The sequence below is a fragment of the Actinomadura napierensis genome, from assembly GCF_039529375.1.
Lineage (GTDB): Bacteria > Actinomycetota > Actinomycetes > Streptosporangiales > Streptosporangiaceae > Spirillospora > Spirillospora napierensis.
The window spans coordinates 35,305-60,578 of record NZ_BAAAMR010000011.1 but is presented as its reverse complement, the minus strand read 5'-3'; the positions used below and the strand labels follow the sequence as shown (position 1 = coordinate 60,578).

Sequence of the window (25,274 nt, the reverse complement as noted above, 5' to 3'; positions counted from 1 at the left end):
CGGGGGGTCCGGTCGCGAACGGTCAGGGGGATTGCGGTCGGGAGCGCCGGCGCGCCGCCGTCAGGCCGGGTCGGACGCGGTGCCCGGCGCGGAGATCGCGGGCGGGGCCGGCGGGAGCTCCTCGCCGAGGAACACCCGGCGCACCGCCCGCTCCGCCGCGTTCCCGTCGTCCCACGGGCAGAAGCGCGCCCGGAAGGCCTCCAGGTTCTTCGCCGCCGCGTCGCCCCACGCCGCCCGCGACGCGAACGCGTCGACGAGCTCGGGCTCGGCGTAGGCGACGACGCCCGGCGGGAACTCGGTGAGGTCGAAGTTCACGCCGCGGGTGAGCTTGTAGGTCTCCCAGTCGTTGGCGTAGATCACGATCGGCCTGCCGAGGTTGGCGTAGTCGAACATCACCGACGAGTAGTCGGTGAGCAGCGCGTCCGAGGCGATCATCAGGTCCTCGACGGACGGGTGCTTGGAGACGTCGATGACCCGGTCCTCCGGCCAGCCCAGGTCCGTCGCCATGTTCTTGAGCTTGTAGTAGTAGTGCGCCCGCAGCAGCAGCACGTGGTCGTCGCCGAGCTGCTCCATCACCCGGCCGATGTCGAACATCGGGGCGTAGCGGCGCTGGTAGTCGCGGTGCGTCGGCGCGTACAGGATCGCGGTCTTGCCCTCGGGGACGCCGAGCTCGTCGCGCAGCCGCGCCTGCTCCCGCGGCGTCGCGCGCACCAGCCGGTCGTTGCGCGGGTAGCCGATCTCCAGCAGCTCGTACTTGCACGGGAAGCCCCGCTCCCACGCCTCGCTCATCAGCGGGTTGGCGGAGACGAGGAAGTCCCAGCGGTCGGACCGCTCGATCAGCGCCTTGAAGTCCATGTCGCCGGCGCCGACCGGGTACTCCATCTGGTCGAGGCCCATCTTCTTCAGCGGCGTGCCGTGCTGGGTCTCCAGATGCACCTGCCCCGGCCTCTTGACGAGGTTGTCGGGGAAGTTGACGTTGTTGACGAAGTACTTCGCGGCGGCGATCGTGCGGTAGTACTCCGCCGAGCCGGCCACCACGTACTCCACGCCGTCGGGCATGTTCTTGCGCCCGCCCGGCTTCACGATCCACACGCAGCGGATGTGCGGCGCCAGCTCGCGGACCTTCTCGTAGATCGCGGCCGGGTTGCAGGAGTACCCGCGGTACCAGTAGGCGGCGAAGACGGCGAGGTTCTCCTCGATCGGCAGGTGCCGCCGCATCGCGTAGTACCGCTCCTTGGCGAGCTCCTTGGAGCGGACGACGCCGCGCTTCTGCAGCCGCCGGACCTTGCGCCCGCTCTTCTTCGCCTTGGTGGTGAGCTTCGGCGAGTTGAGGCGCTCCCAGGCGCGGAAGTCGCCCCGCTCGATCGCCCGGTGCTTGTCGGCCAGCCCCGGCTCGTCGTCCGGCGGGACGTGCCCCGGCGGCTTGTAGCGGTTGTAGGTCTTGGTCATCTCGGCGAAGAACCGCTGCTTCTCCGAGGGGTAGACGCGGTCGGCGCGCTCGATGATGACCAGCAGGTGCCAGATCGTCCGGTTGAACATCAGCGGACGGAACCGGTCCATCTTCGGGCCCAGGTGGTCCATGAACGCGAAGATGCGGTCGTACTGGTCGAAGGCGTCGAAGTGCTTGGCGCTGGCCGTCTTGGTGATCGCGCCGCTGCGGCGCTGCCGGTAGATGTAGCAGACCCGGTCGAGGAAGCTGACCCGCTCGGCCGCCATCAGGACCGGGTAGGTGATGCTGACGTCCTCGTAGTAGCCGCTGTTGAAGCGCAGCCCGTGCTCGATCATGAACTCGCGGCGGATCGCCCGGTTCCAGATCGAGGTGAACATCTCCAGCAGGCTCGGCCGGTCGGCGAGCGTGAACACCTCGGGCGCGGGCGGCTCCCGGAACAGGTGGTTGATGATGCTCCGCTTGACCCGGCCGTTCCAGTAGGAGCGGGCGTAGTCGAACATCAGCACGTCCGGCCGGGTCTCGACGAGCCGGTCGCAGATCGCCCTGACGGCGCCGTCGGTGGCGTAGTCGTCGCTGTCGAAGAACCACACGTAGTCGCCGGTCGCCATGTCCAGCCCGACGTTGCGGGCCTCGCCGAGCCCGACGTTCTCGGTGAGGTGGCGCACCTTCATGCGGGAGTCGCGCTCGGCGTACTCGTCGAGGATCTCGCCGCAGGCGTCCGGCGAGGCGTCGTCGATCGCGATGATCTCCAGGTTCGGCACGTCCGGAACCAGCAGCGAATCAAGGCACTGCCGCAGGTACCCCTGCACTTTGTGCACGGGCACGATGATGCTCAGGGAGATGTCGTATTCACTGCTCACACGAACGCCAATCAACTACTCGATGAATCTGGATCATACCCGCATCCGGCAGGTAAATCTTATGTCCTGCCATGAGAGGGCTTGAGTAGCCATCGGCCCTTGGGCTCGACCGCCCAATGGGTGAGCCGCTGCACCGGGACGGTGCCGAGCAGCACGCCCAGCGCGAGCGCCCCCAGAGTCGCCGCCACCACGCCGGCCGGGGTGTCGAAGAAGTGCGCGTCGAAGACGCCGCCGTAATCCAGCGTCTTCACGACGAGGCCGTGCAGCAGGTAGACGTACATCGTCCGCGTCCCGAGGGCGGTGTACCAGGCCCGTCCGCGCGGGACGGCGGCGAGGAACGCGGCGCCGAGGGCGACGGCGAGCGCCATCGCCAGCAGCCGGTACGTCATGCCCTCGAACGCGGAGAAGTGCATGTGCTCGTAGCCGCGGTTCCACAGCAGGACACCGTGCGCGATCCGCGGGACCACGGTCCCGCGCTCCCAGACGTAGGCGACCGGCAGGGCGGCGAGCAGCGCGGCGATCCCGGCCCAGCGCGTCCAGCCGCGGCTGCGCGGGGCGAGCGCGAGCTCGGGCCGGATGGTCAGGCCGAGGACGAAGAACGGCAGCAGCGCGGCGGCCCGGCACAGCGTCGCGTCGGAGTTGAAGCTCCAGCTTCCGGCGACCAGCGACAGGGCCACCGACACCGCGACGGGGTGCCGCAAGTGCGTCCACAGCGGGGCGCTCAGCCGCCACAGCACCAGCGCGACGAGGAACCACATCAGGAACTGCGGACGGAAAAGTTCGTGCAGCCGGAATTCATTTCCTCTGATGAACACCAGCTGCAACCGGTAAAGCACGACGAAGATCACGTACGGAACGACCAAGGTGGGGAAAACAACCCGGAATTTGTCGGTCGACCGCATGAAACCGCGCGCGAAGTAACCGGAGACGAACACGAACACCGGCATGTGGAAGGCGTACACCACGGTGTAGGCCGCGTCCACCGCGTGGCTGTCCTTCCTGAGGACCTCCCAGACGTGCCCGATCACGACCAGCAGGATGAGGAAGAACTTGACGTTGTCGAAGTAGGCGTCGCGCCGCCGGGGCGCGGCCGGGCGGGCGTCCGCCGGCCCCGCCGCGCGCGGGTCCCGCTCCTGCGGGCCCGGCGAGCCCGGGACCGTCCCCGGGTCCTGTGCGGTCTCCGGGGCCCGCGCGGTCTCCGGGCCCGGGGCGAGCCGTGCGTGCGGCGCCGGCCCGTCGTCCGGGCGCCGGTGGGGGTCCGAGGGGCGCGGTTGGGGGAGGGTTTCCGTCATGTCTCCGAAGGATCCATTTAGTACGTGACAACCGTTCACGTGGAGGCAGGCCGACTCTAGTGCGCGATCGGCGCCCCTGGGGCCGGATGTGGGATTGTTCCGGTTCGGGGCCCGCCGGGGCCGCCCCCTGCCCGGCTAGCCGCGGCCCGGCCGGCGCAGGGGGGTGAACACCCAGGTCATCTTGGGTTCCAGCGCCCAGCTCATGGTCCGGCGGACCGGGGGAGAGCACAGGAACGTCCCGACGACGACGGCGCCGCAGATCACCGCGACGACGCCGCCGGGCGTGTGCATCCAGTCCGCGCCCCACCAGCCGGTGAAGTTCAGCAGCCGGGTGACGAAGCCGTGCAGCAGGTAGCAGTAGAGCGTGGTCGCGCCCAGCGCGGTGAACCAGTGCTTCCGGCGCGGGACCAGCGTCAGGAACGCGGCGACCAGCACGGTGGCGCACGCGAACATCGCCAGCCGCATCAGCGTGCCCTTGAAGTCGCCGACGCCGAGCATGAAGTGCGGGTCCTTCCAGAAGATCCAGCGCACCGACATGTGCTTCATCACCAGGTACGAGCACGCCAGCCCGACCGCCAGCACGGCCGCGCCGATCGGCCGCGCCGCCGGCCGCTTCAGCAGTTCGAAGTGCTCCGGCCTCAGCTTCAGGCCGAGGACGTAGAACGGCAGCAGCCCGAAGACCCGGTGGATGTCGAAGGTGGTGCCGAGGTCGCTCATGTAGGCCAGCAGCGCGAACCCCAGCGCCACCGCCAGCGGCCAGCGGATCTGCTGCCACACCGGCGTGGACAGCCGCCACAGGAACAGCGCGCACAGGAACCACGTCAGGTAGTACGGGCTGAGGAGGCTGATCTCCAGGTCGTGCCGGCCGGCCAGCCAGTCGTAGACCGAGTACGCGACCTCGAACACCACGTACGGCACGCCGACGTTGGTGATGAGCTTGCGCGCCTTGCCGGGGGAGAACGTCCAGTTCCGCGAGAAGTAGCCGGTGATCACGATGAACAGCGGCATGTGGAACATGTAGATGAAGATGTACAGGCCCTTGGCCATCGGGACGTTCTGCAGGTTGGCGATCGAGTGCCCCGACACCACCAGCAGGATCGCGAAGTACTTCGCGTTGTCGAAGAACGGGTCGCGCTCCGTGCGCGGCTTCGGCGGCGACGCGAGCCTGGGGCCGGCCGCGGGACGTCCGCCGTCCGGGGCCGCCGCTTCGGTGGGTCCCGGGGGGCCCGGGGCCGTCGCGACCGGCGCCGCCGGGTCGGGGCGGGGATCCGAGACGTCCGGTCTCCGCTGATCCGCCGGTGCCGGCGCATCGGCCGTGGCCGGTGGGCTGGGCTGCGGTCCCGTCTCGGCCCCCGAGGGCCTGGTGCTGTACGTCATGGCCTGCCGGTTCAAGCCCCCTTGCAGATGTCGTCGTTGGCGCGGATCTCGCCCTGCTGCTCGGGGATGCCCCCCTTGGCGTTCTTCAGGGCCGTCCAGTTGGAGCCGACGACCAGGTCGACCACGCCGGGCGTGCCGCCGGTGGTGCGGGCCGCCGCGGCCGGCCTGCTCGGGATCAGCGCGGTCAGCGTCCCGGCCTGCTGGTCGGCGCCGGAACCGTACATCACCTTGGTGCTCTGGGTCCGGGACGCGTTGCCGCCGACCGTCACCTGGAAGCCCTGCGCCTCCAGGTCGGAGGCGACCCGGCTCGCCTGGCCGGCGATGCCGCTGCCGTTGTAGACCCGCACCCGGACCTGCTCGGGCTTGATCTTGGGCGCGGCCGTCTTGGACTCGCTCGGCACGGTCTTGTCGTTGCGGACCGCGGCGAAGAACGGCTGGGCGGCGGAGGTGAGCACGACCCGGTTGGGGTCGGCCGGGTCGGGGCCGGACGGCGCGGTGACGAAGCGCAGCTTGCCCGAGGTCATGCCCTGCATGCCCTGGGCGATCTTCAGCATGACCGGCGGGGTCAGCTCCTTGTCGGTGGTGAGCGACTTGGTCGCCGCGTTCATCAGCGGGATCAGCTTGGTGGGGTTGCTCAGCACGCCCTTGCTCATGGCCTTGTTCGCCAGCGCGCCCATGAACTTCTGCTGCCGCTTGATGCGGTCGAGGTCGGAGCCGTCGCCGAGGCCGTGCCTGACGCGGACGTAGGCCAGCGAGGTGGAGCCCTTGATGACGTGCTTGCCGCGGGACAGGTGCAGCTTGGACTTGGGGTCGTTCACGTCCTTCGGCAGGCACACCGGGACGCCGCCGACCGCGTCGGTGATCGCCTTGAAGCCGGTGAAGTCGACCTGCATGAAGTGGTCGATCCGGACGTCGGACAGGCCCTCGATCGTCTTGATGACGCAGGCCGCCCCGCCGGTGGTGAAGGCCGAGTTGATCTGCGCGCGCGGCTGGTCGGGCGACGTGCCGCCGGCGTGGGTCTTGCACGCCGGGATGTGCACCATCAGGTCGCGCGGGAAGCTGATGCCCATCGCCTGGCTGCCGCCGGGCGACAGGTGCAGCAGGATCATGGTGTCCGAGCGCGGCGGGTCGTTCTTCATCGAGCGGCCGTAGCTGGCGTTGGCGCCCGCGCGGGTGTCGGACCCCAGCAGCAGGATGTTCATCGCGCTGTTCAGCTTCTTCGGCCGGTTGGGGCCGAGCTGGGCGTTGACGTCCTCGTGGTTGATGTTGCCCATCGCCTTGCGGTACACGCCGTAGGCGGTGAGCGATCCGGCGACCAGGACGGCCGACATCCCGATGCTCACCCAGCCGAGGATGCGCCAGCCGCGTCGACGCGGCGCCGGCTGTGGATCGGCGTCGTCGACGTACTCCATGTACATCGGGTTGCTGTTCATCGGCTCCGTGGTCCGGGGGCGCGGCCCGCTCTCAGGGGGGTCGGTCGGCTTGGTCTGTCCTGCGGAAACTGCCTGTTCTGCGAGAACTGTCTGGCTCTGCTGGAACTGTCCTGTAGCTCTGAGACGGGGCTGGCCGGGGCTCGGTTGACAAAGCGCGGGCAAAGAGAGCGTAGGTCAGGCGAGCCGGCGCACGGACCCGGATGCGTCATTCCATCCGGGCACTCCGGCCACCGCCGTCACATGCTCCAAGGCCACGCGTCGATCTAGGGCGGCTTTGTCAAAGTTTCGTTGGATTATGACGGAAGCACCTGAGGCTAGTGGTGCGACCAGGCCGGCCAGTAGCCCGTCCAGTGTGGCGAACGACATGTCAACCAGGACGCGCGACGACGCGTCCAGCTCCCATTTCTCGGCCGCCGCGGCACCCGCCGCGACCAGCTCGGCACCGGTCAATGTGGTCTTTGTCACATCGAGCGCGGGCAGCCGCGGGGTGACGTCCGGGCCCGCGGCGAACCGGTCGCCGTAGGAGCGCACCTCCGCCGCGTAGTCGGTGACGCCCGGGGGGCAGTCGGCCAGCGGGCCGCCGAGCGGATGCAGCGACAGCCCCACGACCTCCTCCGCGTCCGCGTTCACGCCAGGGTCCGCGAGCACCACTTCGAGCACCTCCTCGGCCGCCGCCAGGATGTACGGCCCGGACGCCCCGTCCGGTTCGGGCACCGCCGCGCCGCTCTCCAGGACCGCCGCCGGATCGACCGGCACGGCCGTCAGGCCCGCCGACCAGCACGCCATCAGCCACACCGCGGTCTGCCAGTGCGGCGGCAGCGCGAGCACGACACGCCCGCCGGGCTCGGTGGCCAGCCCGTCCACCAGGAAGTTCGCCGTCTTGGCCACCCAGTTGTCGAACGTCCGCGCCGACAGTTCGACGCGCTCGCCCTTCGCGTCGTCGTAATACGTGACGAGGGGGCGGGACGGGTCGGCGGCCAGCCGCCGCCGAAGCAGGTCGGCGGGTCCGGGCGCGGCGGGGTCGCTGTCGCTCATGGGGCGAGCGTAGAGCCCCGTGACCGGCCCGGACTCGCCAACCGGCCGTTCCCGCTACGCTCCGCACCGATGAATGACCACGGATCGGACGAGCGCGGGGCGGATTCATGAACGCGGGTCGGCTGCTCGCCCGGCTCACCGTGGCGCCGGCGCTGCTGGTCACCGCGTGGCTCGTGGTGGCGATGCCGCTGCTGATGGGCGGGGTGTTCCGGCCGGGGCCGGCGATCCTGCTGTGGGTGCCGGTCGCCGCGGCGGCGCTCTGGCTCGGCCTGCGCCGCCGCCCCCGCGAAGCCGTGGAGCCCCGTGACGGGGCCCCTGACGAGCCGCTCGGTGCCGTCCCGTGGTGGTCGGCGGGCGGCGTCGTCGCGGTCGCCGTCGCGTTCGGCGTGTTCGAGGCGCTGATGTGCTCCGAGCAGATCATCGTCCGCCGCGACCCCGCCTCGTACGTCCAGTTCGCGACCTGGCTGAAGGACCACGGGTCGCTGCCGATCCCGCAGATGCGCCAGGCCTTCGGCGGCGGCGACCCCGCGCTGAGCTTCGACAGCCCGGCCTTCTACCAGGACGGCGGCGCGGTCGTCCCGCAGTTCATGGCGGGCCTGCCGCTGATCCTCGCGCTCGGCGGCTGGGCGGGCGGAACGCACGGGATGCTGCTGATGGCGCCGCTGCTCGGCGCCTGCTGTGTGCTGGCCTTCGGCGGCCTCGCCGCGCGGCTCGTCGGCCCGCGCTGGGCGCCCGCCGCGGCGCTGCTGCTGGCGCTGACCCTGCCGATGCTGTGGGTGTCGCGGTCCACCTTCAGCGAGCCGCCCGCGCTGATCCTGCTGCTCGGCGGGCTGTCGCTGCTGCACGACGGCCGGACGGAACGCCCCAGTGCGGCCATGGCGAAGGCGTTCCTCGGCGGCCTCGCGCTCGGGCTGATCGTGCTCGTCCGGATCGACGGGATCCGCGACATCCTGCCGGTCGCGGTGTACGCCGGGCTGCTGGCCGCCCGGCGGCGCCGGAGCGGTTACACGCTCGCGGGCGGGCTCGCGATCGGCGCGGCGGCGGGGCTCGTCGAGGGCTACCTGAAGTCCCGCCCGTACCTGGACTACCTGCACGCCTCGCTCAACCCGCTGCTGCTCATCTCCGCCGCGATCGTCGTCGCCACGGTGCTGATGGTGCTCGTGCTGCGCTGGGACGCGACGGGCCGTCGGCTGCGGGCCGCCGGGGCGGCGATCGGGCGCGGCCGGCTGCCCGGCGCCGCCGCGATCCTGACCGTGCTGGTGATGGTCGGCTTCGCCGTCCGGCCGCTGGTGCAGACGGTCCGGCGCGTCCCGGCCAACACCGACGACCGGCTGAACGCGCAGTTCATCGAGGCCGTCCAGAAGCTCAACCACATGCCGCTGGACGGTGCCCGGCAGTACTCGGAACTGTCGCTGTACTGGGTCGTCTGGTACATCGGCATCCCCGCGCTGCTGCTCGCCACGTTCGGCGCGGCGCTGCTGGTGCGGCGGCTGATGCGCCGCCAGTCCCCGCAGTGGCTGCTCCCGTACGCGGTCATCGTCTGGACGACCGTCCAGGTGCTGGTCAGGCCCGGCATCACCCCGGACCATCCGTGGGCGTCCCGGCGGCTGATCGGCCTGGTCATCCCCGGGCTGCTGCTGTTCACGGTGTTCGCGGCGGCCTGGATCACCAAGCGGCTGCGGCGGATCGGGTACTCGCGGAAGGTGGTGCAGGTGACGGCGGTGGCGGGCATCGCCCTCACGCTGGTGCCGATCGTCATCACGTCCGCCATGTACATGGTTCACAGGACCGACCAGAAGGAGGTCGGCGCCGTCGACGCGATGTGCGACCGGATCGGGCCCGGCCGCTCCGTCGTCGTGGTCGAGGCCGGCACCGCCGACCGCTTCCTTCAGGTACTGCGCGGAATGTGCGGGCTGCCCGCCGCGCGCACCACCTCGTTCGCCACGCCCGCCGACGTCCGCCGGATCGTCGGGAAGGCCGGCGGGGCGGGCCGGCGTCCGGTCGTCATGGGATCGAAGCCCGAGCAGGTCGCGCCGTACGGGACTCCCCGGCAGGTGATGCGGCTGCGCACCCGGCAGGACGGCCGCACCCTCGACCATCCGCCGGGCGGGTCGTGGGGGCTGGCCATCGACGTGTGGATCGCCGAGCCGCCGGTGGCGTGACGCGGGCGTGACCGGCGCGTGTCCGGTGCGCGTCCAGCGGCCGTCGGGGCGGTGTTCTCGCGCCGTGTCGGCCGGTGAGTCGGCCTGAGCGCGCCGTTGCGAGTATTCTCGCGGTGCGTGAGTACCCAGCCCGCCGAGCCCGCGCCCCGGCCCGTGCCCGAAAGCGCCGAGACCGGTGACCCCGTGAGCGACGCCGCCCCCGTGCATGTGACCATCGTCCTGCCCTGCTACAACGAGCAGGAGCACGTGATCGACGAGGTCGAGCGGATCACGAAGGCGATGGACAACAGCGGCAAGAGCTACGAGCTGCTGGCCGTCGACGACTGCTCCACCGACGGCACCCTGGCCCGGCTGGAGGAGGCCGCCCCCCGCTTCCCGCACATGCGGGTGCTGGCGTTCCAGCACAACAGCGGCTCGGGGACGGTCCGGCGCATCGGCTCCCAGCAGGCCCGCGGCGAGATCGTCGTGTGGACCGACGCCGACATGTCCTACCCCAACGAGCGGATCCCCGACCTCGTCGACATCCTCGACACCGACCCGTCCGTCGACCAGGTCGTCGGCGCCCGCACCTCCGAGGAGGGCACGCACAAGCTCCTGCGGGTGCCCGCCAAGTGGTTCATCCGCAAGGTCGCCGAGCGGCTCACCAACTCCAGGATCCCCGACCTGAACTCGGGGCTGCGCGCGTTCCGCCGCGACGTGTCGCTGCCCTACCTGCGGCTGCTGCCGCCCGGGTTCTCCTGCGTGACCACGATCACGATCGCGTTCCTGTCGAACCAGCACCCCGTGCGCTACGTGCCGATCGAGTACTCCAAGCGGGCCGGCAAGTCGAAGTTCCACTTCACCAAGGACGCCTACCGCTACATCCTCCAGGTGCTGCGGATGGTGATGTACTTCAACCCGCTCAAGGTGCTGATGCCGCTCGCGCTGTGGCTGATCGGGATCGGGCTGCTCAAGGGCGTGTTCGACATGGTGGTGCACATCGGCTACTTCGCCAACAACACCATCATGATCTTCGTGACGGGGCTGATCATCGCCTCGCTCGCGCTGCTGGCCGACCTGATCGTCCGATCGCGCGGCGACGTCTAGTGCGGATCGCGATCGTCGGCCCCGCCTTCCCGTACAAGGGGGGCGGCGCCCACCACACCACCGAGCTGGCGCGGCGGCTCGCCGCCGCAGGGCACGAGGTCGCCATCGAGTCGTGGCGTGCCCAGTACCCCGGCTTCCTGTACCCGGGGCAGCAGACGATCTCCGAGCCGGAGGGCGAGCCGTTCCCCGGCACCCGGCACCGCCTCGACTGGCGCCGCCCGGACGGCTGGTACCGCACCGGCCGGGCGCTGCGGGCGTACGACCTGGTCGTGCTGGCGGTGATGAGTTCCGTCCAGGTGCCGTCCTACCTGGGCATACTCGCCGGCCTGCGGCATCGGGCGCCCGTGGTGGCGCTGTGCCACAACGTGCTGCCGCACGAGCGCAAGCCGTACGACGAGCCGCTGATGAAGCGGCTGCTGCGCAAGGCCGACGGCGTCCTGGTCCATTCGGAGGCGCAGGCGGAGCTGGCGCGCGGGCTGACCTCGCGTCCGGTCCGGGTCGCGGAGATGCCCGCGCACCTGCCCGCCTCCGGTGGTGCGCCCGCCGACGACGGCAAGGTGCGGCGCCGGCTGCTGTTCTGGGGGATCGTCCGCCCGTACAAGGGGCTGGACGTCCTGCTGCGCGCCCTCGCCGAGGGCCCGGACGACGTCGGGCTGACCGTCGCGGGCGAGTTCTGGGGCGGCCTGGACGAGACCCGCGCGCTGATCCGGACGCTGGACCTGGCGTCCCGGGTGGACCTGCGCCCGGGGTACGTGCCGGCCGCGGACGTCCCCGGCCTGTTCGCCTCCGCCGACGCGCTCGTCCTGCCGTACCGGACGGCCACCGCGTCGCAGAACGTGTGGATGGCCTACGAGCACGGCCTCCCGGTGATCGCCACGGACGTCGGCGCGTTCGCCGAGCAGGTCCGCGACGGGGTCGACGGGCTGGTCTGCCGCCCCGGCGACGTGCCGGGGCTGGCGGAGGCCATCACCCGGTTCTATGCGCCGGGAACGCCGGAGCGGCTGCGCTCCGGCGTCCGCCCGGTCGACCACGGCCCGGTCTGGGCCGCTTACCTGGAGGCGCTCACCGCGCTCACAGGTGCGGTTCGATGACCTTGAGCAGGGCCCGCTTCGGCTTGGCGCCGGTGATCTGCTCGACGACCTCGCCGTTCTTGAGCAGCAGCAGGGTCGGCAGGCCCAGCACGCCGTACTTCTGCGGGGTCTGCGGGTTGGCGTCGTAGTCCATCTTCGCGATCTTGATCCGGCCGTCCTGCTCGGTCGCGATCTGGTCCAGGACGGGGGCGATCATGCGGCAGGGGCCGCACCAGTCGGCCCAGAAGTCGACGAGCACGGGGACGTCGCTGTCCAGGACTTCCTCGGCGAACGTGGCGTCGGTCACGCTGATGGGGGCCGTCACGGTCACTCCTTAGTGGGTTGCGTACCCCTGACAAGCGCGGGGCGCCCGCCTTCATTCCCGCCTTCGTTCCCGGCCTCGTCCCCGGTCTCGTCCCCCGTCCCGGAGCCGCCGGAGCGGGCGCCGCGGCCGAGGACCATGCCGGCCCCCGCGTTGACCAGATCGGCGATCGTCAGCAGCACCCGGGACGCGATGGCGACCACGACGGGCGCGCCCGCCGGCAGCACCGGGGTCAGCACCACGGTCAGCGCGGCCTCCCGGGCGCCGATCCCGCCGGGCGCGATGAAGACGATGAACCCGGCGACGAACGCCAGCGAGTAGGCGCCGGTCGCCAGGAACGGCAGCCCGGGGCCGTCGCCGCCGACGGCCAGGCACAGCAGCCAGGTGTGGACGCCGAACAGCACCCAGCCGAGCACCGTCCAGCCGACCGCCCGCAGCGTCACGCCGAGGCTGACCGGGTGCTCCAGCGGGGGCCGCCGGACGAGCCTCAGCAGCACGCCCAGCGCCCAGGTCACGATCTTCGGGTGCAGCGCCGCGATCATGAACGGGGCGAGCAGGAACAGCCACCAGTACTCCCGGCGCGCCGCCGCCGAGGTCAGCGGCAGCGTCACCGCCGCGACGGCGAGGCCGCAGGCGGTGGAGGTCGCCACGGCCAGCAGCGTGGAGCCGAAGCTGCGCTCGGCGGGCACCTTGTGCTCGCGGGTCATCTCGATCTGGGTGACCAGCGCCCACACCTTGCCCGGCACGTACTTGCCGAGCTGGGAGACCGCGGAGATCCGGTACGCGACGCGCAGCGGCAGCGGCGAGCCGAGCCCGCCGAGGAAGGTCCGCCAGGCCAGCGTCCAGGAGAACAGGCCCGCCAGGCCCACCGCGAGCGCGCCCGCGAGCGTGGCCCAGGACATCTCCTGGAACGCCTTCGTCGTCGCGTCCCACTGGGAGGCCACGCTGTAGGCGCAGAACCCGAGCGCGAGCAGGATCAGCAGCACGCGCAGGGCCCGCATGGCGGCGACCTTCGTATTCACGCGCCCAGCGTAGGCGAACCGGGATCACGGCGCGTGCCGTCGCTTCGGCCGCGCCGCCGCCCGCCGCGCCCTAGAGTTGGGGACGATGAAACTCTCCGATGTGGTCGCCTTCATGGGGCACCAGGTGCACGTGTGCCGGTACCGCGAGGCGGGGACGCTGCTGTCGTGGATGGGACGGGACCTGCGCGGCAAGCGGGTCCTCGACGTCGCCGGCGGCGACGGCTACTGGGCGGGGCGGGCCCGCAGGCGCGGCGCCGACGCGGTCTCGATCGACCTCGCCCGCAAGAAGATGGTGTACGGCCGGACGCTCGCCGACGCGCCCGCGCTGATCGAGTGCGACGCGCTGCGGCTGCCGTTCGGCGACGCCACGTTCGACGCGGTCCTGTCGGTCTGCGCGATCGAGCACTTCGACGACGGCGGCAGGTCCCTGGACGAGATGGCGCGAGTTCTCAAGCCCGGCGGCGAGGTCTTCATGTCCGCCGACGTGCTGAGCCGCGCGGACGCGTGGCCGAAGCTGCGGGACGCGCACAAGTCCAAGTACCACGTCCAGCACACCTACACCCACGAGAGCCTGCGCAAGCTGATGGACGAGCGGGGGCTCGACCTCGTGCGGCACTCCTACCAGTTCAGGACGGCCGCGACCGAGCGGCTCTACCTGTCGCTGTCGACGTACGGCGGCCGGGTCGGCTTCAACGCCGCGGCGCCGCTGGCGCCCCTGGTCGCGCTCGCCGACCGGAGCGCGCCGAACCGGCAGGGCAGCATCGTCCTGATTCACGCGCGCAAAAGATAGGCGGGTGGGTAGGGGGCCACAAGGACTTGCGGCGGCGACCGGCGCGGAGGGCCCACGGCCGGCCGGTCGCAGGCGTAGGCTCGAACGGTAAAGAGTGATCTACGCCACTACGGCTTCAGCGCCGGAATGGGGGAGTGGACCGTGGCGCCTCGGATACTGCTCGACGCCACCGCGGTGCCCGCCGACAGGGGCGGGCTCGGGCGGTACGTGGACGGACTGCTGTCGGCCCTGCACGCGCTCGGCGCCGACCTCGCGGTCGCCTGCCAGCGCTCCGACGAGAAGCGGTACGGGCTGCTCGCGCCGGGCGCCCGGATCGTCGCGGGCCCGACGGCGCTGGCGCACCGCGCGAGCCGGCTGGCCTGGGAGCAGTCCGGGCTGCCGCACGTCGCCGACGGCGTCGCCGCCGACGTGATCCACCTGCCGACGTACACGATGCCGGTCAGCTCCGTCCGGCCGACGGTGGTGACGATCCACGACGTGTCCCTGTTCGCCGAGCCGGAGATCCACGACCCCGTCCGCACCACCTACGTCAAGTCGGCGACCCGCACCGCGGCGCGCCGGGCGACCCGGCTGATCGTCCCGTCGCGGGCGACGCGGGACGAGATGGTCCGGGTGCTGGGCGCCGACCCCGAGCACATCGACGTGGCCTACCACGGTGTCGACCACGAGGTGTTCCACCGCCCGTCGGAGGCGGAGATGAAGAGTCTCTCCGACCGGCTCGGCCTGCACGGCCGCCCGTACGTCGCCTATCTGGGCGCGCTGGAGCCGCGCAAGAACGTCCCGAACCTGATCCGCGGCTGGGTGCGCGCATGCGCCGGGCTGGAGGACCCGCCCGCGCTGGTGCTGGCGGGCGGCGGAGGCTGGGACGACGAGGTCGACGCCGCTCTGGCGATGGTGCCGCCCCGCCTGCGGGTGCTGCGGCCGGGGTACCTGCCGTGGCCGTCGCTGCCCGGGTTCTTCGGCGGCGCGCTCGTGGTGGCGCTGCCGAGCCGCGGCGAGGGGTTCGGGCTGCCGGTGCTGGAGGCGATGGCGTGCGGCGCGCCCGTCCTGACGACCCGCCGCGGCTCGCTTCCCGAGGTCGGCGGCGACGCGGTCGCCTACACCGAGCCCGACCCGGAGGGCATCGCGACGGCGCTGACCGCGCTGAGCGCCGACCCGGCCCGGCGGGCCGAACTGGCCGCCGCGGCGCACGCGCGGTCGCAGGAGTTCAGCTGGGCCGCGTCGGCCGAGGCGCACCTGGCGTCCTACGAGCGGGCCGTCCGGCAGCACGCCGCGTCGGGCGGTCACGGTTCGGCGCCCGCCACCCACTAGGCTTCCTCTCCACGACCGTGGTGGAGAAAGGGAACCGAGTGGAAGCGATCCTCCTGGTGGGAGGTCGGGGCACCCGCCTGCGCCCGCTGACGATCTCCACCCCGAAGCCGCTGCTCCCCACGGCCGGCGTCGCCTTCCTGGCGCACCAGCTCGCCCGCGCGCACGCCGCCGGCGTCGAGCGCATCGTGTTCGCGACGTCCTACCGCGCGGAGATGTTCGAGGCGGCGTTCGGCGCCCGCGCGCACGGCGTCGACCTCGCCTACGTCAGCGAGGCGCAGCCGCTCGGCACGGGCGGCGCGATCCGCAACGCGGCCCGCGCGCTGACCTGCGGCCTCGACGACCCGGTGCTGATCCTCAACGGCGACATCCTGTCCGGCCACGACGTGCCGGCCCAGGTGAAGCTGCACGAGGACACCGGCGCGGCGGTGACACTGCACCTCACCGAGGCCGACGACCCGTCCCGGTTCGGCTGCGTCCCCACCGACGACTCCGGGCGTGTCACCGCGTTCCTGGAGAAGACGTCCCATCCGGTGACGAACCAGATCAACGCGGGCTGCTACGTGTTCCGGCGTTCGGCGATCGACACGATCGCCGAGGACGAGGTCGTCTCGGTCGAGCGGGAGACGTTCCCGTCGCTGATCTCGTCCGGCGCCGTGGTCATGGGGTACGTCGAGTCGGGCTACTGGCTGGACGTCGGCACGCCCGAGGCGTTCGTGCGCGGCTCGTGCGACCTCGTGCTCGGCCGGCTCGCCTCCCCGGCGATGCCCGGCGAGCCGGGCGAGCGCCTCACCCTCGCCGGGGCGTCGGTGTCGCCGGGCGCGGTGGTGCGCGGCGGCACCACGGTCGGCCGCGGCACGGTGATCGAGGCGGGCGCCATCGTCGTCGGCAGCGTGCTGCTGGACGACGCGTTCGTCGCGGAGGGCGCGACCGTCCGCGACTCGGTGCTGAGCCGCGGTGCCCGCGTGGGCCCCGGCGCGATCCTGGACGGCGTCATCCTGGGCGACGGCGCGGTCGTCGGCCCGGGCAACGAACTCTGCTGCGGCCTGCGCGTCTGGCCCGGCATCGAGCTTCCCCCCACCGCGGTCCGCTTCTCCACCGATGCCTGACGGCCCGCCGGGCACGGCCGCCGGCGGCGTGGCCGGGGAGGAGACCGCCGGGCTGCTCACCGGCCACGGGTCCGGGAGGGTGCGGCGGGAGTGGGCGCCGCGATGGCCCGTGGACGTGGGGGCCACGCTGTCGCCGCATCGGCGGGGGCATCACGATCCGGCGTTCCGGGTGGAGCGGGACGGGACGGTCTGGCGCGGGTCCTACACGCCGGAAGGGCCCGGCACGCTGCGGATCCGTGCGCGCGGGGACGTGGTGGTCGCGGACGCGTGGGGGCCGGGGGCCGCGTGGCTGCTCGACGGGCTGCCCGACCTGCTCGGCGCGTCGGACGAGCCCGAGGGGTTCGAGGCGCGGCACGAGATCGTCCGGCGGCAGGCGCTACTGCGGCCCGGGCTGCGGATCGGGCGGACGAACCGGGTGTTCGAGGCGCTCGTCCCGGCGGTGATGGAGCAGAAGGTCCTGGCGCAGGAGGCGTGGCGGGCCTGGGGGTACCTGGTGCGCCGGTTCGGGACGCCAGCGCCGGGCGCGCCCGCCGCGCTGCGGCTGCGGGTGCCGCCGCCGCCCGCGGTGTGGGCGCGGATCCCGTCGTGGGAGTGGCACCGGTCCGGGCTGGAGGCCGTCCGGGCCCGGACGATCATCGGCGCCGCGCGGGTCGCCGCCCGGCTGGAGGAGGACCCCGCCGAGCGGCGGCTGCGGAGCCTGCCGGGCGTCGGGGTGTGGACGGCGGCGGAGGTACGGCAGCGGGCGGCGGGCGATCCCGACGCCGTCTCCGTGGGCGACTACAACCTGCCCGGCGTGGTGGGCTGGGCGCTGGCCGGCCGCAAGGTCGACGACGACGGGATGCTCGAGCTGCTGGCGCCGTACGCGGGGCATCGGTATCGGGTCACCCGGCTGCTGGAATCGTCCGGCGCGCGCCCTCCGCGGCGCGGTCCCCGTCTGCCCGTCCGCGACTACCGGGGCTTCTGACTTTTCCCTTCGGGGTTCCGTTCGACCGGCGCGGGAGCCAGAAGTGGTCGGGGGTCCAGCTCAGGCCGTCGCGGGTGTCGGCGCCGAAGACCGGCGCGAGGACGGCGAGCGCGATGATGATCGCGAGCATGACCAGCATGGGACTGTCCTTCGGGCGAGGGCCGTGCGGCGGTGGTTCCGCCCGGGGGACGACCCTCTCGCACTCATAGTTTGACTCAGTCCAACATTGAGGACCAGCGACTATTTCTAGACGTATTCATTAAGGTTCGCTACATCCTGGGAGGGACGCCCTCGCCGGGGAATAGATCGGGAGCGCCGCTGGCTCTCGTAGGCGGACACCGTTCCCCGGGGCCCCGCCGCGTCGCGAAATATGACGATTGGCATAGAGTGCCCGCATGGAGGCCACGCAGAACGCGATCAGGCGGGCTTTGGCCCGTGCGCGTGACGGGAAGACGCTCGACCACTCCGAGGCCACGACGCTGCTGCAGGCCCGCGGGCCGCGGCTGGACGATCTGCTCGCCCACGCGGCGAGGACCAGGGACGCCGGCCTCGCGGCGGCGGGCCGTCCCGGGATCATCACCTACAGCCGCAAGGTCTTCATCCCGCTGACCCGCCTGTGCCGGGACCGCTGCGGCTACTGCACGTTCGCGACCGTCCCGCACAAGGTGGACGCGCCGTACCTCAGCCCGGACGAGGTCCTGGGGATCGCCCGGCAGGGCGCCGCGATGGGCTGCAAGGAGGCGCTGTTCACGCTCGGGGACCGTCCCGAGGACCGGTGGAAGCAGGCCCGCGAGTGGCTCGACGCGCACGGCTACGACGACACCCTGTCGTACGTGCGGGCGATGGCGGTCCGGGTGCTGGAGGAGACCGGGCTGCTGCCGCACCTGAACCCGGGCGTGCTGACCTGGCGCGACTTCCAGCGGCTCAAGCCGGTCGCGCCGTCCATGGGGATGATGCTGGAGACGACCGCGACACGGCTGTTCAGCGAGCGCGGCGGCCCGCACTTCGGGTCGCCCGACAAGGACCCGGCCGTCCGCCTGCGGGTGCTGGAGGACGCCGGCCGGACGAACGTCCCGTTCACCACCGGGATCCTCATCGGCATCGGCGAGACGGTCGAGGAGCGCGCCGACGCGATCTTCGCGATCCGCAAGACGATGCGGGAGTACGGCGCGATCCAGGAGGTGATCGTGCAGAACTTCCGCGCCAAGCCCGACACCAAGATGCGCGACACGCCCGACGCCGAGCTGGAGGAGCTCGCGGCGACGATCGCGGTGACGCGGTTGCTGCTGGGGCCGAAGGCGCGCATCCAGGCGCCGCCGAACCTCGTCGCCGACCAGTATTCGCTGATGCTGCGCGCCGGGATCGACGACTGGGGCGGCGTCTCGCCACTGACGCCGGACCACGTGAACCCGGAGCGGCCGTGGCCGCAGATCGACGAGCTGGCGGCACGGACCGCCGAATCGGACTTCGAGCTGCGCGAACGGCTCACGATCTACCCTGAGTACGTCAAGCGCGGCGAGCCGTGGCTGGACCCGCGGCTGATCGGGCACGTGTCCGCGCTGGCCGACCCGGCGACCGGGCTCGCCCGCGAGGACGCCGTCCTCGAAGGCCGCCCCTGGCAGGAGCCCGATGGCGGGTTCCAGGCGTCCGGACGCACCGACCTGCACACCGAGATCGACACGACCGGCCGCACCTCCGACCGGCGCGACGACTTCGACGAGGTCTACGGCGACTGGGACGCGCTCAAGGAGCGCATGAGCGCGCCGGAGCGCTTCGACGCCGACGTCAAGGCCGCGCTCGCCGCCGCCGAACGCGACCCCGCCGGGCTGTCCGATGACGAGGCGCTGGCGCTGTTGCACGCCGACGGCCCCGAACTCGACGCGCTCGCGAAGCTGGCCGACGACCTGCGCCGCGACACGGTCGGCGACGACGTGACCTACGTCGTCACCCGGAACATCAACTTCACGAACGTCTGCTACACCGGCTGCCGGTTCTGCGCGTTCGCGCAGCGCCGCACCGACGCCGACGCGTACACGCTGTCGCTCCAGCAGGTCGGCGACCGGGTGGACGAGGCGTGGGAGGCGGGCGCCACCGAGATCTGCATGCAGGGCGGCATCCACCCGGACCTGCCCGGCACCGCCTACTTCGACCTCGCCCGCGAGGTGAAGCGCCGCGCGCCCGACATCCACCTGCACTCCTACAGCCCGATGGAGGTCGTGAACGGCGCGTCCCGCAGCGACCTGTCCATCCGCGAATGGCTGGAGGCCGCGAAGGAGGCCGGCGTCGACTCGCTGCCCGGGACGGCCGCCGAGATCCTCGACGACGACGTCCGCTGGGTGCTGACCAAGGGCAAGCTGCCCACCGACCAGTGGGTCGAGGTCGTCACCACCGCGCACGAGATCGGCATCCCGACGACGTCAACGATGATGTACGGGCACGTCGACACCCCGTCGCACTGGGTCGGGCACATCAAGCTGCTGCGCTCCATCCAGGAGCGGACGGGCGGGTTCAGCGAGTTCGTGCTGCTGCCGTTCGTCCACCACAACTCGCCGATCTACCTGGCGGGGCTCGCGCGGCCGGGGCCGACCGTCCGGGAGAACATCGCCGTCCACGCGCTCGCGCGGATCCTGCTGCACGGGGCCATCTCCAACATCCAGACGTCCTGGGTGAAGCTGGGCGACGAGCTGTGCACGCGGGTCCTGCAAGGCGGGGTCAACGACCTCGGCGGGACGCTGATGGAGGAGACCATCAGCCGGATGGCCGGGTCGGAGAACGGCTCGTTCAAGGCCATCAGCGAGCTGGAGCAGATCGCCGCCCTCGCGGGCCGTCCCGCCAAGCAGCGCACCACCCTCTATGGCGAGGTGTCGGCCGAGCGCATCGAGGCCGCCCGCAAGACCGACGGCATCGGCCACTTCGGACGCCCGTCCCTCACCCTCACCCCACGTTGAGTTGCGGCGAGTCGTCGTTATGGCGCGGCTCATAACGACGACTCGCCGCAAGTGAACGCATGTTCATCGCGAGTCCGGTATGACTGACGCGTGAGCTTGAAGGTCTGGGTTCCGGCGGCCGTGCTGCTCGTCGCGGTCGCCGGGGGCGGGGCGTGGGCGTTCGGCCTGCTGCCGTCGCCGTCGCCGTGCCGGAGCGGGACGGTGGAGGTGTCCGTCGCCGCACAGCCGGAGATCGCGCCCGCGCTGCGGGACGTCGCGTCCCGGTTCACCGTGGAGCGGCACCGGGTCGGCGGGCGCTGCGTCCGCGTGCGGGTGACGGCCGTCGCCCCCGCCGAGTTCGCACACCGCCCCGACCTGCGGCGCCGCACGGACGCCTGGGTGCCGGAATCGTCGCTGTGGCTCGGCATCGTCCGCGACGCGGGCGACAGGAGCGTTCCGCAGGGCGGGACGTCCCTCGCCGTCACGCCCGTCGTGCTCGCGACGACCCGTCCGGTGGCCGACGAGTTCGCCGCCGACCACGTCGCCATGAGCTGGAAGCTGCTGCTGAAGCCCAAGGTGAACGGTCTCGGCCTCGCCCGAAAGGCGGCGGACCCGGGCGTCGGCATCAGCGGGATGGTCACGATGCTCGCCCTCGACCAGGTCGGCAACGGGACCGGGGACGTGGCCGGCGACCTGCGCAAATCCGCGCCGTCACCGGCGGACGACGCGGCCGGCGGCGCCGCGGCCGTGCTCGCCGGGCTCACCGCCGCCGAACGCTTCGACCGTCCCCTCGTCGTCACCACCGAGCAGGCCGCCGTCGCCTACAACGACGCCCACCGCCCCAACCCGGTCGCCCCGATCGTCCCGGACGAGGGCACCCTCCTGCTCGACCACCCGTACGCGGTCACGGCCCGCGACCCGCGGCACCGCGACGCGGCGGCGGCGTTCGGCGACGCGCTCGGGACGCGGTTCGCCCGCGACACGCTCCAGCGCGCCGGGTTCCGCGCCCCCGACGGCACCTTCGGCGACGCCCATGCCCGCGAGCACGGGGTCTCCGCGGCGCCGCCGAAGGCCCTGCGCTTCCCGACCCGCAAGGAGATCGACCGGGCCCTGGCGTCCTGGAAGACGTGAACCCGGCTAACGGACCTCGACGAACGCGTCCGCGCTCCGGGGCGGGCGGTCGCGCGGCGGCGCGGCCGGGTGGCCGACGCCGACGGCGCCCATCGGGTCCCACTCGTCCGGCAGGTCCAGGGCCTCGCGGACGACGTCGCGGCAGAACATCGTGCTGGACACCCAGCACGACCCGAGGCCTTCCACCGCCAGCGCGACCAGCAGGTTCTGCACGCCCGCGCCGGTCGCCACGACGAACATCTCGCGTTCGGCGGCGGCGCGGCGCGCGTCGGGATAGTCGTGCGAGCCGTCCATGACCAGGCACGGGACGACGAGGTAGGGCGCGCGGCGGAGCACGTCGCCGCGCCGCAGCCGCTTGGTGATCGACTCCTCGGAGAAGCCGTCGCGGCGCAGGTCGCCCTCCCACGCGTCGCGCATCGCGTCCAGCAGCCGGGTGCGGGACTCCGCCGACTCCAGCAGGACGAACCGCCACGGCGTGGTGTGGTGCGGCGCCGGCGCGGTGATCGCGGCGGCGACGGCGCGCCGCACCGCCTCCGGGTCGACCGGGTCGGCGGTGAACTCGCGGATGGTGCGGCGCGCGTGCAGGACGTCCGCCGACCCGTACCGGAACATGTCCTCGGCGGGCGGCCGGACCAGCTGCCGCGCGCCCGGCCCGTCGTCGGCCGTGACGAGGTGGGACAGCCCGCGCACGACCGCGATCGGCACCCCGTCGAGCTTGCCCTTGACCAGCTCGCCCGCCGCCGCGATCTCGTCCGCGACCGCCGTGATGGTGGCCTCGAGCCGGTTGCCGTACCGGTCGTCGCTGCCGCGCAGGTCGCTGAGCGGCGCCAGGCCCGCCACGCCGATCGCCGCGTCCGTCAGCCCGTTGCGCCACGGCCGGCCGAGCGTGTCGGAGACGATGACCGCGACGTCCCTGCCGGTGCGTTCCCGCACGCCCGCTCGGATGCGGCGCGCGGAGGCGTCGGAGTCCTCCGGCAGCAGCAGCACGGTGCCGGGCGCGGTGTTGGACGCGTCCACCCCGGCGGCGGCCAGCACCAGGCCCTGCCGCGTCTCCACGATCCGGGTCTCGCCGCGCGCGTGCCTGCGCCGCGCGACGACCCGTACCGTCTCGGCGTCGATCGCCTTCTCCCGGTCGTCGGCGACCAGGACCCGGCCCTCCGCCTTGCTCACGATCTTGGACGTGACGACGAGGACGTCCCCGTCCTCGACCAGGTCCGCCGGGACGAGCGCGGCGATGTCGTCGCCCTCGCCGACCTCCGGGAGCCCGGGGATCCCGAACACCCGCAGGCCCACCTGGCCGGTCCCGGTCGTCATGCGGCCTTCTTCAGTTCGAGGGCCAGGTCGAGCGCCTCGCGCGCGATCGCCGCGGTCGCCTCCAGGTCGCTCATCAGCAGCGGCCGGGGCCGGATCTCGATGCCCTCCACCCGAACGTCGCCGTCCGCCTCGTCGACGAGCCAGCCGTCCAGCAGCCCGAGACCGTAGTGCTCGGCCACCGCCTTCGCCGAGGTCTCCACCCCGATCGCGGTCAGGCACGCGTCCGCCATCCCGCGCACCGGGGCGCCGCCGATGATCGGCGACACGCCGACCACGGTGTTCGCCGCGACCGCCTCCCGGATGCCGGGGATCGCCAGGATCGTCCCGACGCTGACGACCGGGTTGGACGGCGGGAACAGCACCACGTCCGCCTCCTCGATCGCCTTGAGCACCCCCGGCGCCGGCTTGGCCTCGTCGGCGCCGACCGGCGCGATCGACAGCGCGGGCAGCGACGCCCGCAGCCGCACCCACCACTCCTGGAAGTGGATCGCGCGCCGGCCGTGCTCGGGGTCGTCCACGACCACGTGCGTCTCGACCTGGTCGTCGGTCATCGGGATCAGCCGCACGCCCGGCTTCCACCGGTCGCACAGCGCCTCCGTCACCGACGACAGCTTGTACCCGGCCTCCAGCATCTGCGTCCGGACGATGTGGGTGGCGAAGTCGCGGTCGCCGAGCCCGAACCAGCCGGGCCCGACGCCGTAGGCGGCCAGCTCCTCCTTGACGGCGAACGTCTCGTCCGCCCGCCCCCAGCCCTGCTCCTCGTTGATCCCGCCGCCGAGGGTGTACATCACGGTGTCCAGGTCGGGGCACACCCGCAGTCCGAACAGGGAGATGTCGTCCCCGGTGTTGCCGATGACGGTGATCTCCGCCTCGGGGGCGGCGGCCTGGAGCCCGCGCAGGAAGCGGGCTCCCCCGATGCCGCCCGCCAGCGCCACGATCCTCATGCCGATCAGCCTAGGCCGTACGGGGGGCGCGGCGGCTGCGAGCCCGGCTTTCTCGCGGTTTGGCGGCGGGCGGGGGACAGAGACGTCCGTGGGCGGGATGTGCAAAGCTTTGCGTGTCATCCGATTGCCTCGGTCTGGAGAAGCCACCGTGAACAAGGAAGCCGTCCAGCGCCTGCGCGAACCGGCCGCCTGGGTACTGCTCGCCTCCGCGGGCGTCCAATTGCTCGCGGGCGTCATCCTGCTGCTCGGCGGGCGCGGTGCCTTCACCTATCGCGCGTTCGAGGCCGCCACGGACTCGCTGTTCACGCAGGTCGTCTGCGTCGGGCTCGTCGTCCTGGCGGTGCTGCTGACCACCTGGGGCGCCGTGACGCCGCAGGCGCGCACCATCACCATGGGCGCGCTCGGCGTGCTGGGCGTCACCGCGCTGTTCGCGGTCGTCTCCTGGCTGAGCGCGATGGCCGCGGACGGGCTGGGCGCGCTCACCAAGCTCTCGGTGTTCCTGGCCGGGGGCGGCAAGATCGCGGTGATCGGCATCGGCGCCTGGTTCGTCTTCACCGTCTTCCAGGGCATGCAGCCGGCCCGCCCGCAGCCGCAGATGCAGCAGGGCTACCCCGACTACGGCTACCAGCAGGGGCAGCAGGGGCAGCAGTTCGGGCAGCAGGGCTACGGACAGCAGCCCTATCAGCAGTACCAGCAATACGGCCAGCAGGGCGCCGAGGGCCAGCAGGCCGCCCAGCAGCAGGGCCAGCAGCAGTACGGGCAGCAGCAGCCCTACCAGCAGCAGTACGGGCAGCAGCCTTACCAGCAGTACGGCCAGCCGCAGCCGGGCCAGCCCGGTCAGCCTCAGCCGGGGCAGGGCCAGTCGGGCGAGCAGCCGCAGCCCCAGCCGCAGCCCGCCGACCAGCAGGAAGAGATGGGCGAGTGGACCCGGGCCTACGGCGGCTCCGGGCAGGAGGGCGCCCAGGGTCCGCAGGGCACCCAGCCGGGGCAGCCGCAGGGCGAGCAGCGCCCCGAGGAGGGCGGCGACTGGTACCGCGACAACCGGCCCCCGCCGCCGCAGTGATCGCGCGCCGTTCCGCGCCCTGACCCGCCGATTAACTGATCTTCATCTGAGGTCCGGCGAGCGGTTCACCACATAACCCGCCATGCCGCCCTGGAAACTCGTTCCGCTTGACGGGGCGGGCGCTACACGCGTGTAATTTCGTCGGTGTAGTTTCGATGCCTTCTCGGGGGAGAGATCTTGAGAACGGCATTGACCAGGGGGTTCCACGGGCAGGAGGTGCGCTGTGAGCGAGGTCGTCATCCCGCTGGCGCACGGCACAGACGGCGAAGAGTTGGGCTGGCAGGAGCGCGCACTGTGCGCGCAGACGGACCCGGAGGCGTTCTTTCCGGAGAAGGGCGGCTCCACTCGGGAGGCCAAGAAGGTGTGCCGGGCGTGCGAGGTGCGGACGGAGTGCTTGGAGTACGCGCTGCAGCACGATGAACGTTTCGGTATTTGGGGGGGACTGTCCGAACGCGAACGCCGCAAGCTGAAGCGCCAGGCCGTCTGACGCGCACGACCCGCGGGTCACCGGCGGGCAGGGTTCGCGGGCGCCGAAGGGGAGCGGCGCCGCGCTGAGCCCCTCCCGGACGCCCGCGGCGGCCGCGGCGTCGCCCGGATCCGGGGGATCCGGAGCGT

Annotated in this window: 20 protein-coding genes; 11 read left to right on the top strand and 9 right to left on the bottom strand. The window is 72.2% G+C overall.

The window, feature by feature from the left end; genetic code table 11:
- Window positions 1–60: 60 nt before the first annotated feature.
- The 5 genes from ABD296_RS09035 to ABD296_RS09015 all read right to left on the bottom strand — a co-directional run bounded on the left by ABD296_RS09035 (window position 61) and on the right by ABD296_RS09015 (window position 7,447).
- The gene (locus tag ABD296_RS09035) at window positions 61–2,274 is read right to left on the bottom strand and encodes a bifunctional glycosyltransferase/CDP-glycerol:glycerophosphate glycerophosphotransferase (protein ID WP_344263681.1); all 2,214 of its coding nucleotides are present in this window, start codon (window positions 2,272–2,274) and stop codon (window positions 61–63) included.
- 95 nt (window positions 2,275–2,369) lie between these two features.
- Window positions 2,370–3,602 carry an acyltransferase family protein gene (locus tag ABD296_RS09030; RefSeq protein WP_344263554.1) on the bottom strand — a complete coding sequence of 411 codons (1,233 nt, stop codon included), beginning with the start codon at window positions 3,600–3,602 and terminating at the stop codon, window positions 2,370–2,372.
- Between the two features lie 135 nt (window positions 3,603–3,737).
- The gene (locus tag ABD296_RS09025; RefSeq protein ID WP_344263552.1) at window positions 3,738–4,979 is read right to left on the bottom strand and encodes an acyltransferase family protein; all 1,242 of its coding nucleotides are present in this window, start codon (window positions 4,977–4,979) and stop codon (window positions 3,738–3,740) included.
- A gap of 11 nt (window positions 4,980–4,990) precedes the next feature.
- The gene (locus tag ABD296_RS09020; protein ID WP_344263550.1) at window positions 4,991–6,412 is read right to left on the bottom strand and encodes an LCP family protein; all 1,422 of its coding nucleotides are present in this window, start codon (window positions 6,410–6,412) and stop codon (window positions 4,991–4,993) included.
- A gap of 174 nt (window positions 6,413–6,586) precedes the next feature.
- Window positions 6,587–7,447: a TIGR03089 family protein gene (locus tag ABD296_RS09015; RefSeq protein ID WP_344263548.1), complete on the bottom strand. Its 861-nt coding sequence runs from the start codon at window positions 7,445–7,447 to the stop codon at window positions 6,587–6,589.
- Between the two features lie 107 nt (window positions 7,448–7,554).
- On the opposite strand from ABD296_RS09015, the gene ABD296_RS09010 reads away from it, so the two are divergent.
- From ABD296_RS09010 to ABD296_RS09000, 3 genes are all read left to right on the top strand, one after another.
- Window positions 7,555–9,609, top strand: coding sequence for a hypothetical protein (locus ABD296_RS09010; protein ID WP_344263546.1), 2,055 nt, complete (start codon window positions 7,555–7,557; stop codon window positions 9,607–9,609).
- 153 nt (window positions 9,610–9,762) lie between these two features.
- Complete coding sequence (locus ABD296_RS09005) at window positions 9,763–10,695, top strand: glycosyltransferase family 2 protein (protein ID WP_407061456.1); 933 nt, start codon at window positions 9,763–9,765, stop codon at window positions 10,693–10,695.
- Window positions 10,695–11,786, top strand: a complete 1,092-nt coding sequence (locus tag ABD296_RS09000; RefSeq protein ID WP_344263544.1) for a glycosyltransferase family 4 protein — start codon at window positions 10,695–10,697, stop codon at window positions 11,784–11,786. Before ABD296_RS09005 ends, ABD296_RS09000 begins: the two co-directional genes overlap by 1 nt.
- Here the strand turns inward: ABD296_RS09000 and trxA are convergent.
- Complete coding sequence (gene trxA, locus ABD296_RS08995; protein ID WP_344263542.1) at window positions 11,767–12,090, bottom strand: thioredoxin; 324 nt, start codon at window positions 12,088–12,090, stop codon at window positions 11,767–11,769. The genes ABD296_RS09000 and trxA overlap by 20 nt on opposite strands.
- 2 nt (window positions 12,091–12,092) lie before the next feature.
- Entirely contained in the window at window positions 12,093–13,109 is a 1,017-nt protein-coding gene (locus tag ABD296_RS08990; protein WP_344263540.1) for a lysylphosphatidylglycerol synthase transmembrane domain-containing protein, read from the bottom strand.
- Window positions 13,110–13,194: 85 nt separating this feature from the next.
- Between ABD296_RS08990 and ABD296_RS08985 the strand changes: the two genes are divergently transcribed.
- The 6 genes from ABD296_RS08985 (at window position 13,195) to ABD296_RS08960 (ending at window position 21,338) form a co-directional block, all read left to right on the top strand.
- The gene (locus ABD296_RS08985; protein WP_344263538.1) at window positions 13,195–13,899 is read left to right on the top strand and encodes a class I SAM-dependent methyltransferase; all 705 of its coding nucleotides are present in this window, start codon (window positions 13,195–13,197) and stop codon (window positions 13,897–13,899) included.
- A 141-nt stretch (window positions 13,900–14,040) separates the two neighbouring features.
- Window positions 14,041–15,210 (top strand): glycosyltransferase family 4 protein, encoded by a 1,170-nt coding sequence (locus ABD296_RS08980; RefSeq protein WP_344263536.1) that lies wholly within the window; start codon window positions 14,041–14,043, stop codon window positions 15,208–15,210.
- A gap of 38 nt (window positions 15,211–15,248) precedes the next feature.
- Entirely contained in the window at window positions 15,249–16,316 is a 1,068-nt protein-coding gene (locus ABD296_RS08975; protein WP_344263534.1) for a mannose-1-phosphate guanylyltransferase, read from the top strand.
- Window positions 16,309–17,280, top strand: coding sequence for a DNA-3-methyladenine glycosylase family protein (locus ABD296_RS08970; protein ID WP_344263532.1), 972 nt, complete (start codon window positions 16,309–16,311; stop codon window positions 17,278–17,280). Before ABD296_RS08975 ends, ABD296_RS08970 begins: the two co-directional genes overlap by 8 nt.
- A 395-nt stretch (window positions 17,281–17,675) precedes the next feature.
- Window positions 17,676–20,228 (top strand): bifunctional FO biosynthesis protein CofGH, encoded by a 2,553-nt coding sequence (locus ABD296_RS08965; RefSeq protein WP_344263530.1) that lies wholly within the window; start codon window positions 17,676–17,678, stop codon window positions 20,226–20,228.
- Between the two features lie 90 nt (window positions 20,229–20,318).
- The gene (locus ABD296_RS08960) at window positions 20,319–21,338 is read left to right on the top strand and encodes a substrate-binding domain-containing protein (RefSeq protein ID WP_344263528.1); all 1,020 of its coding nucleotides are present in this window, start codon (window positions 20,319–20,321) and stop codon (window positions 21,336–21,338) included.
- A gap of 6 nt (window positions 21,339–21,344) precedes the next feature.
- On the opposite strand, the gene ABD296_RS08955 is transcribed toward ABD296_RS08960, so the two are convergent.
- The gene (locus ABD296_RS08955; RefSeq protein WP_344263526.1) at window positions 21,345–22,652 is read right to left on the bottom strand and encodes a coenzyme F420-0:L-glutamate ligase; all 1,308 of its coding nucleotides are present in this window, start codon (window positions 22,650–22,652) and stop codon (window positions 21,345–21,347) included.
- Window positions 22,649–23,596, bottom strand: a complete 948-nt coding sequence (gene cofD, locus ABD296_RS08950) for a 2-phospho-L-lactate transferase (RefSeq protein WP_344263524.1) — start codon at window positions 23,594–23,596, stop codon at window positions 22,649–22,651. Before cofD ends, ABD296_RS08955 begins: the two co-directional genes overlap by 4 nt.
- A gap of 148 nt (window positions 23,597–23,744) precedes the next feature.
- Here cofD and ABD296_RS08945 point away from each other — a divergent pair, with 148 nt between their 5' ends.
- On the top strand, window positions 23,745–24,659 hold the full coding sequence (locus ABD296_RS08945) for a hypothetical protein (protein WP_344263522.1): 915 nt from the start codon (window positions 23,745–23,747) through the stop codon (window positions 24,657–24,659).
- Between the two features lie 223 nt (window positions 24,660–24,882).
- Window positions 24,883–25,146, top strand: coding sequence for a WhiB family transcriptional regulator (locus ABD296_RS08940; RefSeq protein ID WP_021594342.1), 264 nt, complete (start codon window positions 24,883–24,885; stop codon window positions 25,144–25,146).
- Window positions 25,147–25,274 lie beyond the last annotated feature (128 nt).

Coding starts and splice junctions, on each gene's coding strand:
- ABD296_RS08985 (WP_344263538.1), top strand. CDS start 13,195: ATGAAACTCTCCGATGTGGTCGCCTTCATGGGGCACCAGGTGCACGTG.
- ABD296_RS09015 (WP_344263548.1), bottom strand. CDS start 7,447: ATGAGCGACAGCGACCCCGCCGCGCCCGGACCCGCCGACCTGCTTCGG.
- cofD (WP_344263524.1), bottom strand. CDS start 23,596: ATGAGGATCGTGGCGCTGGCGGGCGGCATCGGGGGAGCCCGCTTCCTG.
- ABD296_RS09025 (WP_344263552.1), bottom strand. CDS start 4,979: ATGACGTACAGCACCAGGCCCTCGGGGGCCGAGACGGGACCGCAGCCC.
- ABD296_RS09010 (WP_344263546.1), top strand. CDS start 7,555: ATGAACGCGGGTCGGCTGCTCGCCCGGCTCACCGTGGCGCCGGCGCTG.
- ABD296_RS08970 (WP_344263532.1), top strand. CDS start 16,309: ATGCCTGACGGCCCGCCGGGCACGGCCGCCGGCGGCGTGGCCGGGGAG.
- ABD296_RS08965 (WP_344263530.1), top strand. CDS start 17,676: ATGGAGGCCACGCAGAACGCGATCAGGCGGGCTTTGGCCCGTGCGCGT.
- ABD296_RS08955 (WP_344263526.1), bottom strand. CDS start 22,652: ATGACGACCGGGACCGGCCAGGTGGGCCTGCGGGTGTTCGGGATCCCC.
- ABD296_RS09030 (WP_344263554.1), bottom strand. CDS start 3,602: ATGACGGAAACCCTCCCCCAACCGCGCCCCTCGGACCCCCACCGGCGC.
- ABD296_RS09020 (WP_344263550.1), bottom strand. CDS start 6,412: ATGAACAGCAACCCGATGTACATGGAGTACGTCGACGACGCCGATCCA.